Origin of the sequence: Methylobacterium sp. NMS14P, assembly GCF_028583545.1 — a bacterium.
GTDB lineage: Bacteria > Pseudomonadota > Alphaproteobacteria > Rhizobiales > Beijerinckiaceae > Methylobacterium.
Map to the genome: position 1 here is coordinate 5,967,927 of NZ_CP087106.1, position 14,439 is coordinate 5,982,365.

Here is a 14,439-nt window from a genome sequence, read left to right on the forward strand (position 1 = left end):
TATGAGAGAGGCCGTTAGCAAAGTCGAGGCGCTGCAGCGCTCGAAGACTCAGGGGATCTCGCTCGAGGACGTCGAGCGCGGCGTGGCGCAGGCGACGCGCGCGCTGACCGCCCTGGCACACGACGACGGGCACATCTGCTTCGAGCTCGAGGCGGATGCCACGATCCCGTCCGAGTACATCCTGTTCCACCATTTCCGCGGCACGCGGGTCCCCGGCGACCTCGAGGCCAAGATCGGCAACTATCTCCGCCGCACCCAGGGGCGGCACGGCGGATGGGCCCTCGTCCACGAGGGTCCGTTCGACATGAGCTGCACGGTCAAGGCGTACTTCGCCCTCAAGATGATCGGCGACGACATCGAGGCGCCGCACATGCGCCGGGCGCGCGAGGGCATCCTGTCTCGCGGCGGCGCGGCCAACGCCAACGTGTTCACCCGCTTCATGCTGGCCCTCTACGGCGAGGTGCCGTGGCGCGCCGTGCCGGTGATGCCCGTCGAGGTGATGTTCCTGCCGAAGTGGTTCCCGTTCCACCTCGACAAGATCAGCTACTGGGCCCGCACCACCGTGGTGCCGCTGTTCGTGCTCCAGGCGACCAAGCCCCGGGCCCGCAACCCGCGCGGCATCAGCGTGCAGGAGCTGTTCGTCACGCCGCCGGAGAGCGTCCGCTCCTGGCCGGGCTCCCCCCACGCCACGTGGCCGTGGACGCCGATCTTCGGCTTCATCGACCGGGTGCTGCAGCGGGTCGAGAACCACCTGCCGCGCAAGAGCCGGCAGCGCGCCATGGAGATGGCCCGCGCCTGGGTGAGCGAGCGCCTCAACGGCGAGGACGGCCTGGGCGCCATCTTCCCCGCCATGGTCAACTCGGTGCTGATGTACGAGGTGATGGGCTACCGGCCCGATCACCCGCAGGTCCGCGTCGCCTGCGACGCCATCGAGAAGCTCGTCGTCGAGAAGGCCGACGAGGCCTACGTCCAGCCCTGCGTCTCGCCGGTCTGGGACACGGCGCTCGCGAGCCACGCGCTGCTCGAGGCCGGCGGCCCCGAGGCCGAGGCCCAGGCCCGCGCCGGCCTGGACTGGCTGAAGCCGCGGCAGGTGCTCGACATCGTCGGCGACTGGGCGGCACGCAAGCCGAAGGTCCGTCCGGGCGGCTGGGCCTTCCAGTACGCCAACGCGCACTATCCCGACCTCGACGACACCGCCGTGGTGGTGATGGCAATGGACCGGGCCATGCACCAGCACGGCCTCGTCGCCGGCATGCCGGACTACAAGGCCTCGATCGCCCGCGCCCGCGAATGGGTCGAGGGGCTGCAGTCCGAGGACGGTGGCTGGGCGGCGTTCGACGCCGACAACAACCACATGTACCTCAACCACATCCCGTTCTCGGATCACGGCGCGCTGCTCGATCCGCCGACCGCGGACGTCACCGCCCGCGTGGTCGGGATGCTGTCCCAGCTCGGCGAGACCCGGGAGACCTCCCGCGCCCTCGACCGCGGCGTGAACTACCTCCTGAACGACCAGGAGGAGGACGGCTCGTGGTACGGCCGCTGGGGCATGAACTTCATCTACGGCACGTGGTCGGTGCTCTGCGCCCTCAACGCCGCCGGGGTGGACCCGGCCGATCCGCGCATCCAGAAGGCCGCGTCCTGGCTGATCCGGATCCAGAACCCGGATGGCGGCTGGGGTGAGGACGCCTCCTCGTACAAGATCGACCCGGCCTTCGAGCCCGGCTCGTCCACCGCCTCGCAGACCGCCTGGGCGCTCCTCGCCCTGATGGCGGCCGGCGCGGTCGACGATCCGGCCGTGACACGGGGCATCAACTTCCTGACCCGCACGCAGGGCGCGGACGGGTTCTGGAAGGAGGAGCGCTACACCGCCACGGGCTTCCCGCGGGTCTTCTACCTGCGGTACCATGGCTACCCGAAGTTCTTCCCGCTCTGGGCGATGGCGCGATTCCGCAACCTCAAGCGTGGCAACAGCCGCCGCGTCCAGTTCGGCATGTGACGTCCGCCGACGTCCTGGGGCCGGCCCGACGGGCCGGCTCCGCTCCGCCGGATCGCAGCGCGTTCGAGCGTCCCGACAGCCGATCCGCGAGCCCCGGTACCCGACACGTGGCCTCCTCAGACAGCGATCCCGCGGGACCGGACGCGCCACCCCCCGCGCCGGATCCGGCCCGGACCCCGCCCCGGCGCTCGCGCCTGCTTGCGGACCTCGCCGGACTCGTCCACGAGCGCGCCATGATCGATCCCGCCGCACCCGTCCTGGCCGTCACCGGCCTCGCCCGCGAGCGCCGCATGGCGGCGGGGGAGGGGGTCGAGGCGGTGGGGGCCGGCGGCAATCCCCACCGGCTCCGCCAGCTCCTCGAGGCCCGCACCCCGCCCGGCTGCCGGGCGGTGATCAGCTTCGGCATCGCGGGCGGCCTCGATCCCTCGCTCAGGCCCGGGGACGTCGTGGTCGGCACCGGCGTGGTGAGCGAGGATGGGCGGCGCGCCGCCGATCTCGACCTCTCCGCCACGCTCCTCAACATCCTGTCCGGCGTCGGGCCGCGGGTGATCCCGGCGGATCTGGCGGGCGTCGACACCGCGGTTCTCGCGGTCGACGGCAAGACGGACCTGCGGACCACCACCGGCGCCGCGGCCGTCGACATGGAATCGCACGTGGCCGCGTCCTTCGCGGGCCGGCACGGCCTGCCCTTCGCGGCCGTGCGCGTGATCTGCGATCCGGCCGACCAGGCCCTGCCGGCCTTCGCGGCCTCGGCGCTCACGCCGGACGGCGAGCCCGACATCGCCGCCGTGTTCTTCGCCTTCGCGCGCGGCCGGGCGCGCCTCGGAGACCTGATGCGCCTCGCCCGGGACTCCAACGCCGCCTTCGCGGCGCTCGGACGGTGCCGGACGCGGCTCGGGCCGGGATTGGGCATACCGGCCCCGGGGCACTGAGACGCGCAGGCGCCGTCGGGCGGGCCACGAAAAAGCGCCGGCCTGCACGGCCGGCGCGAGTCAAAGGTCACCACGAGACGGCGCGGGGCGGACCCCGCGCCGGGAGAGGCCGGCCTCAGCCGGCCTTCTTGTTGAGCGAGACGGCCACGAACCGGGTCTGGCCCTTGCCGCTCTTCACCCGCATCAGCACGGCCTTGCGCCCGCTCGACTCGGCCGCCCGGATCTGCGTCGCCACGTCCGCCGGACGGGACACGCTCTGGCCGCCGACGTCGAGGATCACGTCGCCCGCCTCGATGCCCTTGGCGGCCGCCGGGCCGTCGGGATCGACCTGGACCACCGCGACGCCCTGATCCGACAGACCGACATCGCCGGCCGGGGCGAGCTGCAGGCCGAGCCGCGGCTGGCCGTTGCCAGAGTCGTCGTCGCGGCTCGCCATCTTGGTGCCGTCGGTCGGCATCGCGCCGAGCGTCACCGTGGCGGTGTCGGCCTTGCCACCGCGCAGGTAGCTCAGCTCGACCTTGGCGCCCGGCTTCAGGCCGGCGATCTTGCGCGACAGCTCGCGGGCGCTGTCCACCGTGTCGCCGTTGACCTTCTCGATCACGTCACCCGCCTTCAGGCCGGCCTTGGCCGCCGGGGTACCGTTCTCGGCGTGGTCGACGAGGGCGCCCTTGGCCTTGTCGAGGCCGAGACCCTCGGCGATGTCCTGCGTCACGGGCTGGATCTGGACGCCCAGGTAGCCGCGGGCGACCTTGCCGTCGGTGCGGAGCTGGTCGACCACCGCCTGGACGGTCTCGGCGGGGATCGCGAAGGCGAGGCCGACGCTGCCGCCCGACGGGGACGCGATGGCGGTGTTCACGCCGACCACCTCGCCGTTGACGTTGAAGGTCGGGCCGCCCGAGTTGCCCTTGTTGATGGGCGCGTCGATCTGCAGGAAGTCGTCGTAGGGGCCGGCGCCGATGTCGCGGCCGCGGGCCGAGACGATGCCGGCGGTCACGGTGCCGCCGAGGCCGAACGGGTTACCGATCGCCACCACCCAGTCGCCGACCTGGGGCGCCGACTTGCCGAACTGCACGTACGGGAAGTTCGAGCCCTCGGTGATCTTCAGCAGGGCGACGTCCGTCTTGGCGTCCTTGCCGATGACCTTCGCGTCGAGGGTGCGGCCGTCGTCCAGCGTCACCTGCACGGTCTTGGCATGGTCGACCACGTGGTTGTTGGTGACAACGTAGCCGTCGGCCGAGATGATGAAGCCGGAGCCGACCGCGCCGCGCGGACCCTGATGCTGGGGCTGCATGCCGCTGGGGCCGTTCTGGCCGAAGCGCTTGAAGAACTCGCGCAGCTGCGGCGGCACGTTCTGGAGGTTGCGCCCCTGGCTCGGGCCGTCGTCGTCGTCGCTGCTCGCCGAGTCGTCGAGCTTCACCTTCACCGAGACGACGCCCGGCTTCACCTTGCTGACGATGCCGGCGAACGAGCCCGGCGGGTGCTCGGGGGCCTCGATCGGCGACTTGGGCAGAGCCTGCGCGAAGGCCGGGGTCGCGGCCGGCAGATAGCCGCTGCCGATGGCACCGCCGGCGATCAGCGCGGCGGCCGCCACGGAGGCGAGGGCGCGGCGCGAGGTGCGGCCAGTGGGACGGGTCTCGGTCATGGGGGGTCTCAACCTCTCGGGACTGATCGGGACGACGCCGGCGGTCGCGGCCGTCGACGGGATCTGTCTAAGGGGCGGCGCCTGACCCGGGCGTGGCGATCAAATTACCGTTTGGACAGGTGGCCCAGCGGTCGCGGAGCCCCATCGCGATCCGGGCGGTCGGCATCGGTCGCGCGCGATCGGAACAGCGCGCCTCCTCCGTGCGGCCTGGGGCAGCTTCAGGCTTGTGCTGTCCGACACTGCGATTTCCGCGAGTCGACCTAAAATCCCGCTCAGTTCAGCGGGCCGGCGAGAACTTCGGTGCTGTTAGACGCCCGCGTACGAGAGGAGGAGATTGCAATGAAGACGCTGATCGCGGCCGCCGCGTTCTTCGGGTCAACTGTCGGCGCGCTGGCGATCGACTCGTACGCGGATTACCGTGACTACTTCGACGCGAAGCCTGTCGCCGCAGATCACGCGCAGCGCGGCGTTTCCAAGAGGACGTACGGCGTCGATACGCGCCGCCCCGGCGATGATGGCGCCGCGAAGTCTGCGACCAACCTTCGGCCCGGCTACTGGAACCAGGCCGGCGGCTACGTTCCGCCGGACTATTCCACGCATCCGCCGGGCGCCTCGCAGGACGGGTTCTGGAGCCCGAACGACGCGGCGGCCGCCAATTGGGCCGGGCCGCGGGCGTTCACCGGCACCCTCGGCACCCGCCGGTGACCCCCGATGACGGGTCGGAGTACCGCCGGGCGGGCGCTCAGTCCCCGCTGAGCCGGACCAGAGCTTCCTCGATCTTCGCCAGCCGCGCCGACTCGCTCTCGCGACGCTCGCGGTTCTCCTCGATGATCTCCTCGGGCGCCCGGGCCACGAAGTCGGCGTTGCCGAGCTTGGCGTCGATCTTCTTGATCTCGCCCTGGGCCTTGCCCTGCTCCTTCTTCAGGCGCGCGACCTCGGCCGCGAGGTCGACCACGCCTTCCAGCGGCAGGGCGGCGACGCTGCCGCGCACCAGGAGCTGCACCGAGTTCTTCGGCGGCGTCTCCGCGAAGGTGATCTCCGACAGCCGGGCGAGGCGCAGGAGCGTGTCCCGCCACGCCTCCACCCGCGCCCGGATCTCCGGGGCGGCGCCGACCATCGCCAGCGGGATCTGCGCGCCGGCCGGGACATTGGTCTCGGATCGCGCCGAGCGGATCTGGCTGACGAGATCGACCACGAACCCGACTTCGGCCTCCGCGGCCGCGTCGGCGAGGCCGCCGAGGTCCGGCCAGGAGGCCAGGGTCAGCAGGCCGCGCTCCGGCAGGTCGGCGCCCTTGATGGCCCACAGCTCCTCCGTGAGGAACGGCATGAACGGGTGCAGCAGCTTGGCGACCTGATCGATCAGGAACGCCACGCTCGCCTGCGTCTCGGCCCGGATCGCGGGATCGACGCCCTCGCCCTGGAGCACGGGCTTGGCGAGCTCGAGATACCAGTCGCAGAAGATGTTCCAGACGAAGCGGTAGGCCGCCGCCGCCGCGTCGTTGAAGCGGAAGGCCTCGAGGGCGCCCGCGACCTCGTCGACCGCGCGGGCCGCCTCGGTGAGCGCCCAGCGGTTGATCGCGCCGGTGGCGGAGCGTGGGTCGAAGGCCGGATCCAGGCGGCAGCCGTTCAGCTCGGCGAAGCGGGCGGCGTTCCAGAGCTTGGTCGCGAAGTTGCGGTAGCCCTGGACCCGGTCGGTGGACAGCTTGATGTCGCGGCCCTGGACGGCCAGCGCGCAGAGGGTGAAGCGCAGGACGTCGGCGCCGACCTGATCGATCAGCTCCAGGGGGTCGACGACGTTGCCCTTCGACTTCGACATCTTCGCGCCCGACGCGTCCCGCACCAGGGTGTGCAGGTAGACCGTGTCGAAGGGCATCCGGTCGGTGAGGTGCAGGCCCATCATCATCATCCGGGCGACCCAGAAGAACAGGATGTCCTTGCCGGTCACCAGGGTGTTGGTCGGGTAGTAGCGGGCGAGTTCCGGCGTCGAATCCGGCCAGCCCAGCGTCGAGAACGGCCAGAGCGCCGAGGAGAACCACGTGTCGAGGACGTCCGCGTCGCGGGTGAGGGCGACGGGCCGGCCGTGCCGCGCCTCGGCCGCGGCCAGCGCCTCGGCCTCGCTCTCGGCCACGAAGATGCCGCCCGCGTCGTCGTACCAGACCGGGATCTGGTGGCCCCACCAGAGCTGGCGCGAGATGCACCACGGCTCGATGTTGGTGAGCCACTGGAAGAAGATCTTCTCGTAGTTCTCGGGCACGAACTTGGTCTGCCCGTCGCGCACCGCCTGCAGGGCGCGCTCCGCGAGCGGCTTGACGTTCACGTACCACTGGTCGGTCAGGTAGGGCTCGATGACCGCGCCCGACCGGTCGCCGTGCGGGACCGCGTGCGTGTTCGGCTCGATCGCGCGCAGGCGCCCGCGCGCCTCCATCAGGGCGACGACCGCCTTGCGGGCCTGCGCCCGGTCGAGGCCGTGGAGTGCCAGGGCCTCCGGATCCGGCGAGGTCCCGTCGAGGAAGTCCGCGTTGCCGTCGAGCAGCATGCCGCCCTCGGGATCGAGGACGTTGATCAGGCCCAGCCCCTGTCGGCGGCCGACGTCGAAATCGTTGAAATCGTGGGCGGGCGTGATCTTGACCGCGCCCGTACCCTTCTCCGGGTCCGAGTAGGTGTCGGCCACGATCGGGATCAGCCGCCCGACCAGCGGCAGGCGCACGCGCTTGCCGACCAGCGCGGTGTAGCGCGCGTCCTCGGGATGGACCGCGACGCCGGTATCGCCCAGCATCGTCTCCGGGCGGGTGGTCGCCACCGTGATGACGTCGCCGGTCTCGTTGCCGGCCTCGTCCACCACCGGGTAGTCGAAGTGCCAGAGATGGCCCTTGGTCTCGATCTGCTGGACCTCCAGGTCCGAGATCGCGGTCTGGAACTTCGGGTCCCAGTTCACCAGCCGCTTGTCGCGGTAGATCAGGCCCTGCCGGTGCAGGTCGACGAAGGTCTTGAGCACGGCCCGGCTCAACCCGTCGTCCATGGTGAAGCGCTCGCGCGACCAGTCGCAGGAGGCGCCCAGCCGCTTCAGCTGGTTGACGATCGCGCCGCCGGATTCCGCCTTCCAGGCCCAGACCTTCTCGACGAAGGCCGCGCGGCCGATCTCGCGGCGGCCGGGCTCCTGACGCTCCATCATCCGCCGCTCGACCACCATCTGGGTGGCGATGCCGGCATGGTCCGTCCCCGGCTGCCAGAGCACGTCCTTGCCGCGCATGCGCTCGAAGCGGCAGAGGATGTCCTGCAGCGTGTTGTTGAGGGCGTGGCCCATGTGCAGCGAGCCCGTCACGTTCGGCGGCGGGATCACGATGCAGTACGGCGGCGCCCCGGCGCGCTCGGGCCGGCCGGCACGGAAGGCGTCCGCCTCGGCCCAGGCGGCGGAGATCCGCGCCTCGACGGAGGTGGGCTCGAAAGTCTTGTCCATCATCGCGGGTACGGGCCGGCGCTTGTCCAAACGGGGGGTGCCCCGCTTTCGACCGTCACGCCGCTCGCGTCAACACGCGGACGGTGGCCCGCCGCCACCGTACCCGGGCCCCCGGCTCAGCGGCCGCGCGACACCCGCTCGATCTCGGCGCGCACGAGGCGCTCGACCACGGCCGGGAGGTTGTCGTCGAGCCAGGACTTCAGCATCGGCCGGAGCATCTCCTTGACGAGATCCTCCAGGGTCCGGGCGTTCTGCGTCAGGACCGTATGGGCCAGCAGGTTGAACGCGCCGCTGACGCTGGCATCGGTGGCCGGAGAGACGAGGGCCTCGCGCCCGGGCTCGGGTTCGGGCGCACGGGCGGCCTGGAGCACGGGCTGCGGCGGCGGCGGCGGCGGAGGCGGCTCCGGGACCGGCTCGGGTTCGGGGAGCGGCTCGGGCTCGGGCTCCGGCTCGGGCGCGGCGGTGACCGGGTCCTCGAAGTCGATCGCGTCGAAGTCGAGCAGGTCCGGGGCCGGCTCGGGTTCCGGCTCCGGTTCGACCACGCGCGGGCGCGTCACCGGCTCGGCGACCTCCGCGAGGTCGAGCACGTCGTCGGGCTCCGGAGCGGCCACCGGCACCTCGGCCGGTTTGGCGGCCTGATCGTCGGCGATGATCCTCCGGATCGACGCGAGGATCTCTTCCATCGAAGGCTCGTGCGCCTTATCGGCAGCCTTGTCCTGGAATTTGGAGTCCGGGATCTTGGGGCTTGCTGCACTCATCGGCAGGCGCACTCGGGCATGGGAGACTGGAAAGCGACCCGAACGGATCGATGTTCAATCAGTATTCCATGCCGTTTCGTGGCGGCAAGCGCGCCTGCAACACACTCCCCGTGGAAAAGCCTTCAGCGGCCGTCCGGCGTGCGCAGGCCGAACCACAGATCCTTGACCTGATCGTAGTGGACCTTGGCGCTGTAGTATTCGACCGGGAGCGCCGTGAAGCGCGCGGTCAACTGTCCGATCGCCTGGACCACCCCGTAGGAGAAGATCACCCGGTCGCGCTGGGCGACGATGAGGCTCACGCGGGAGTTCAGCAGTTCCTGCTGCGCGTTGAGGACGTCCAGGGTCGTGCGCTGGCCGACGCGCGCTTCCTCGCGCACGCCGTTCAGCGCCACCTCGTTGGCCTGGACCTGGGCCTGGGCGGCGATCACCTGCGCCTTCGCGGCTTCGAGCCGGCCCCAGAAATCGACGATCTGGGCGCGGACCTGATCGCGGATCTGATCGACCTGGATGCGGGCCTGGCCGACCGACTCCTTGGCCTGCCGGATCTGCGCGTAGGTCTGGCCGCCCTCGTAGATCGGGATCGAGAGCCGGCCGCCGACGAAGCCGACGAAGAAGCTCTGATTCGGGCCGTTCTGATCGTAGAGCTGGCTCAGCGAGCCCTGCAGGCTCAGCTGCGGGGCGAGCTGGCCTTCCAGGACCTTCACCTGGGCTTCGCTCGCGTCGACGTTGTGGATGGCCGAAACGACCTGCGGGTGCTCGCGCAGGCCGACGGCGATCGCCTGATCGAGATTGCGCGGCACGAACCGGTCCAGCGGCCGGCCCGGCGCGAGCTGGCGCGGCTCAACACCGATGTTCTGCCGGTAGACGCCGATGCTCGTGCGCAGGGTGGATTCGGCGAGGGCGACCTGCGATCGCGCGCCGGCCAGTCGAGCCTCGGCCTGCGCGACGTCGGTCCGGGTCACCTCGCCGACGTTGAAGCGGTCGCGGGTCTGGCGGAGCTGCTCTTCCAGAACTTCGACGTTGTTCCGGTTCAGCTCCAGCGTCGCCGTGTTGCTGAGCACGTTCATGTACGCCTGGACGGCGTTGTACAGGACGGTCAACTCGGTGAAGCGCAGGCTCTCGCGCTGGCTGTAGACCTGCGACTCCGCGCGCCGGACGGTATTGTCGGTCTGGAAGCCGTTGAAGATCGTCTGCGTGACGTTCAGGCTGGCGGAACTCGGCAGGTACGTGGTGCGCGTCGTCCGCCGCGAGGTGATGACCTGGCTCGCGATGTCGGATGTCGCGCCGCCGGACAAGCCCTCACCGCCGGTCGCGGCACCCGCCGCCCCGGCACCTGAGGTCCCGATGCCCGCGGTTCCCCCCGCGGTCCCGATCCCCGTCGTCCCGACCCCCGCCGTCGTCCCGGTACCGGTCGTCCCGGCGCCTGCCGTTCCGCCCAGGCCGCCGCCCGTCGTTCCGAGGGCCGATCCGCCGGTGGCCGCGGTCGTGCCGGCGGTGCCCGCCGACGCGACGGTGCTGGACGAGCGCGTCTGAAGGTACTGGACGCCGATCGCGGCGTTGACGTTGACGGTCGGCCGGTAGCCCGACTGCGCGATCGCCACGTTCTCGTCGATAGCGCGCACGCCCGCGCGGCTGGCGTTCAGGCTCGGATTGCCCTGATAGGCCTTGGCGAGAGCGCTCTCCAGAGTCTCGGCGGATGCCGGCATGGCAGCCAGCATCGCGAGTCCGGACACCATCCCGGCCAGGCGGAACGTCGGGCAACTCGCTGGTGGACGTCGTGTCACGATGAACAAGCCCTTGCGGTCTCTTTCGGTCCGGAAGTCCGAGACGAAAACGGCCAAGGTACGGCGTTTCGCTCGTCTCCGATCAAGCCCGCCCCACCGTCACGCTTAGCGCAAACCGGGCGCTTTGGCTCGCCTCGGCGCGGGTCCCGCGGCGGAAAGTGCGGCGTTGGGGCATTAAGGTGACACACCCCGCACGCTCACCGCGGCGTGGGCGCGTATTGAGCTGTCTAGTTTCATAAATACGCCCCATCAGAGACTATTGCCGGCTTGCGGAGACGCGAGACTTCCGGGCCGTCCGGGCGCCGCCGGCAGGGGAGGGCGTGCCCGTCCGAGGCCGCCCGCCTCCGCGGCCGGCACCGGTTCCCGCCTAGTACCGGTCCATCCCGCCGCCGCCGGCGTCGGGCTCCAGCTCCAGCGGGCCCTCGGGAGCTGAGTCGGGCTCGGGCGCACGGCGCGTGCGCGCCGGCGGGCGCGGCTTGGGCTCCGATCCCGTCAGCGCGGCCGACGGTTTCGGCTTCGGCGCCGCGCTCGGGGAAGCCGGCTGTCCGCGGGAGCCTGGCGGCCCGGGCGGCCCTGCCGGACCCACGGCGCCCATCAGCCCCGGTGCGCCGGCCATGCCGGTGGGGCCGCGCTCGCCCGGCGGACCTGGCGGGCCGGCGACACCCTGTGCACCGGCGGGCCCCTGCGGTCCGGGCGGTCCGGGCGGCCCCATCGCGCCCCGCTCCCCGGCAGCCCCGGCCTCGCCCCGCGGACCCGTCTCGCCGCGCGGGCCGACCAGCCCCGGCGCCTGGGGACCCTGCTGGCCGCACTCGCCGACCACGATGCTGCGGGTCTGTTTCGGCGTCCGCAGCGTCGCGATGCAGGTGGCCGGATGGTAGACGACGCGGAACTCGAAATAGCCGCGGCCGTCGGTCCGGTGCGGGAACTGGCCGTCGAGCGTGATCTCCACCCCCGGATCGTCGGCGTAGCCGATGATCCAGAGATCACCGCCGGTGATCTTGGCGGCCTCGATGCGCATGTCCGCCGCCCGCGCCGGCGCCGTGCAGGCGGCCGACAGGGCCAGCATCGAACAAAGCGCCCAGCGCTCGCGCCACAGGCGCTTGGCAGATCTCATGGCAGGTCACACAGTCTTTTCGACGATCAGAATGCCATAGCCCGCAAACTAAGCAATAAATTGCGGAGAAAGTTGGATGTGGAAAACGCGTCCGGTCGGCCGTCCTAATCCGAAATGGGTATTCGAAGGGCGCGCGGCGGGGCCTGTAGCGTGGCCGCGCTGGACCGGTTCAAGCGTGTGTGACCGGGCCGGCCGAGGAATGGCGCGCCGCTTCTTCGCCCGTCAGCACCTCGTGAGCGCCCCGGGTCCGGATTCGGATCCGCGGTGGAGGGTTCAACCGTGGACGACAACGATCCGCCCTGGGACACGGACCCGCTCTGGTACGACCGGACCGAGTCCGGAACACCGCCGGGGCCCATCCTCGAAGCCCTGGCCTGGCTGTTCCTGCTGGCGATCGCCGGATGCGCGGCGCTTGTGTGGCTCTACGGGACGCCGGACCGCCTGTGGCGCGTCGCGGAGCGCCGGCTGATGCGCCGCGATCCGGCCGATGCGGGGCGATTCTGACAGGCGGCCGCGGCCGTGACCTCCTCGCGCCCCGCGCCGCTTCAGGCGGCGGCGATGCGCGTCGCGAGCAGGGTTGATTCCAGGGCTTCCACCGGCATCGGGCGGCCGAGATGGTACCCCTGCAGGAACGGGCAGCCCATCGCCTGCAGGATGTTCAGATCCTCGGCCGATTCGACGCCCTCCGCCACGACGTCGAGTCCGAGCAGACGACCGAGGCCGAGAACGGCGAGGACGAGCCCGCGCTTGTCGTCGCTCGCGCCCAGGCCGGTGACGAAGCTCCGGTCGATCTTGATCCGGTCCGCCTTGAGCTGCCGCAGCGAGGAGAGCGACGAGTAGCCGATCCCGAAATCGTCCAGGGCGACGCGGATGCCGGCGCGGGACAGCGCCTGCAGCTTTCCCTGCACGGCGCCGATGTCGAGGGCCGTCTCCTCGGTGATCTCGATCTCCAGCATAGTGGGCGGCAGGCCGAGGAGGTTCAGGCGCTCGATGACGATCTCGTCGACCGGCACCTGCGCCATCTCCCGCGGCGAGACGTTCATCGCCACGCGGACGCCGCCCAGGCCGCGGCGATGCAGGATCTCCAGCATCGCGCAGACCTGCTCGAGGATGTAGCGGAGCAGCGATTCGGTCAGGCCCGCCATCGCGGCGGCGGCGATCAGGTCCGGGGGGGCGATCCAGCCGAGCCGCGGATGCTCCCAGCGGATCAGAGCTTCCAGCCCGACCAGGGTCCGGCCATCGGACGCGTAGATCGGCTGGAACCAGACCTTCGGGGCGTTCTCGACCAGGGCCTGCGACAGGTCGCGCTCCAGGTCCCGCCGCATCTGCAGCCCCTCGCGCAGGACCGAATCGAACACCCGGTAACGGTTCCGGCCGGCCGCCTTCGCGGCGTAGAGCGCCTCGTCGGCGCAGCTCAGCATCTCGGTGAGGCTGGGCTCCGGACTGGCGTGGATGCCGATGCTGACCCCGAGGCGCCCCGCGTCGAACCCGTCGAACGGCTGCGACACCGCCGTGATGAGATTCGCCGCCATGACGTCGTCCGGCACGCCCGACGTCGCGGGATCGTACAGCACGGCGAACTCGTCGCCGCCCAGCCGGGCCGCGAGGCCGTTCTCCGGGAGCGCGTCTCCGAGCCGGCGCGCCACCTCGACGAGCACCCGGTCACCCGCCTTGTGGCCGTAGACGTCGTTGACGAACTTGAACCCGTCGAGGTCGAGCATCAGCAGGCTGAGGGTCCCGGTGCGGAGCCGGTTCTCGGTCGCCTGGAGGAAGCCCGCGCGGTTCAGCAGGCCGGTCAGATCGTCGTGCGTGGCGCGCCACCGCATCTCGTCGACGAGGGCGCTCGCACTGGCATGGGCCTCGGCGCGCGACCGGGCGAGCGCGTGGGCCTCGTTCTTGAGCCGGCTCGCCTCGCGGAACACGGCCTCGCTCCGGAACGCGGTGTGCGTCAGGGCGAGGAAGTAGAGCAGCACGCAGGCCGCGAGGCAGTTCCGGTCGAAGTCGCCGGCATAGGCGAGGCAGGCCACGACGGACAGCAGCGGCAGGGCGATGAAGGCGAGGGGAATGCGCGCGTACGCGATTCCGTGCGTCACCGCCCCCGCGGTCACGCCGCAGGTGATCGTGAGGTAGAACAGGGTCTCCGCGGTGGTGTAGCCGTCGCACAGGAGCGGCTGGCACGCCCAGACCAGTCCGGAGAGGAACGCCGCGAACGTGCAGGTGCGCAGGTGCCGGTCGACGGAGCGCGCGGCGGCCGCGGCCAGGCTCGGCGTCATGTCGGCGGTCAGCGCCAGGCCGAGGCAGGGGATGCGGCAGAGCGCGATTCGGAGGAGATTGACGCCGGTCGACGCCGCGAACCAGACGGCCCCCACGGCGCCGTGCCCGCTCCGGTAAGCGACCAGGAGGCTCGCCAGACCGAGCAGCATGTTGACCGGGATGGCCGCCAGCACGCTCCCGCGCATGGCTTCCAGCTGGTCCCGCCGGATCAGCGCGTTCCACCTCGGATCTGCAGGGTCGAGAGATTCACCGGAGCCGGGTGAACCCGGCTCGGATCTCTCTTGGTCCCAAACGATCATTGCACGTCCACTCGAAGGTGAGGGACTCATGGCATCGAATCGTAAGATATCGTTGAACGATCACCGCGCGCCGCGCGCGATCCCGAGCTTTTCGCGCTCCGCACGAACAGAGACTACGAGTCGCAAGGCATTCCGGCCGCTTCCGCGCGCACCATATCGGGTCCCGGGCCGCTTCCGGGC

The 14,439-nt window shown here is 71.1% G+C and carries 10 protein-coding genes; 4 read left to right on the forward strand and 6 right to left on the reverse strand.

Features of this window, described 5'->3' with window-relative positions:
• Position 1: 1 nt before the first annotated feature.
• Entirely contained in the window at positions 2-1,999 is a 1,998-nt protein-coding gene (gene shc / locus LOK46_RS28465) for a squalene--hopene cyclase (RefSeq protein ID WP_273561646.1), read from the forward strand.
• Between the two features lie 233 nt (positions 2,000-2,232).
• Positions 2,233-2,931 carry a phosphorylase gene (locus LOK46_RS28470; RefSeq protein WP_273561647.1) on the forward strand — a complete coding sequence of 233 codons (699 nt, stop codon included), beginning with the start codon at positions 2,233-2,235 and terminating at the stop codon, positions 2,929-2,931.
• Positions 2,932-3,046: 115 nt separating this feature from the next.
• Here the strand turns inward: LOK46_RS28470 and LOK46_RS28475 are convergent, their stop codons facing one another.
• The gene (locus LOK46_RS28475; protein ID WP_273561648.1) at positions 3,047-4,573 is read right to left on the reverse strand and encodes a Do family serine endopeptidase; all 1,527 of its coding nucleotides are present in this window, start codon (positions 4,571-4,573) and stop codon (positions 3,047-3,049) included.
• Between the two features lie 339 nt (positions 4,574-4,912).
• Between LOK46_RS28475 and LOK46_RS28480 the strand changes: the two genes are divergently transcribed.
• Complete coding sequence (locus LOK46_RS28480) at positions 4,913-5,278, forward strand: hypothetical protein (protein WP_273561649.1); 366 nt, start codon at positions 4,913-4,915, stop codon at positions 5,276-5,278.
• A gap of 37 nt (positions 5,279-5,315) precedes the next feature.
• Here the strand turns inward: LOK46_RS28480 and LOK46_RS28485 are convergent, their stop codons facing one another.
• From LOK46_RS28485 to LOK46_RS28500, 4 genes are all read right to left on the reverse strand, one after another.
• A complete protein-coding gene (locus LOK46_RS28485) occupies positions 5,316-8,033 on the reverse strand; it encodes a valine--tRNA ligase (RefSeq protein WP_273561650.1) in 2,718 nt (905 codons plus the stop codon).
• Positions 8,034-8,146: 113 nt separating this feature from the next.
• Positions 8,147-8,713, reverse strand: coding sequence for a PopZ family protein (locus LOK46_RS28490; protein WP_273561651.1), 567 nt, complete (start codon positions 8,711-8,713; stop codon positions 8,147-8,149).
• Positions 8,714-8,910: 197 nt separating this feature from the next.
• Positions 8,911-10,524: a TolC family outer membrane protein gene (locus tag LOK46_RS28495; protein ID WP_273561652.1), complete on the reverse strand. Its 1,614-nt coding sequence runs from the start codon at positions 10,522-10,524 to the stop codon at positions 8,911-8,913.
• Positions 10,525-10,939: 415 nt separating this feature from the next.
• Positions 10,940-11,686 carry a collagen-like protein gene (locus LOK46_RS28500; RefSeq protein WP_273561653.1) on the reverse strand — a complete coding sequence of 249 codons (747 nt, stop codon included), beginning with the start codon at positions 11,684-11,686 and terminating at the stop codon, positions 10,940-10,942.
• A gap of 279 nt (positions 11,687-11,965) precedes the next feature.
• Here LOK46_RS28500 and LOK46_RS28505 point away from each other — a divergent pair, with 279 nt between their 5' ends.
• On the forward strand, positions 11,966-12,190 hold the full coding sequence (locus LOK46_RS28505) for a hypothetical protein (protein WP_273561654.1): 225 nt from the start codon (positions 11,966-11,968) through the stop codon (positions 12,188-12,190).
• Between the two features lie 41 nt (positions 12,191-12,231).
• On the opposite strand, the gene LOK46_RS28510 is transcribed toward LOK46_RS28505, so the two are convergent.
• On the reverse strand, positions 12,232-14,145 hold the full coding sequence (locus tag LOK46_RS28510; RefSeq protein ID WP_273561655.1) for a putative bifunctional diguanylate cyclase/phosphodiesterase: 1,914 nt from the start codon (positions 14,143-14,145) through the stop codon (positions 12,232-12,234).
• Positions 14,146-14,439: the final 294 nt, after the last annotated feature.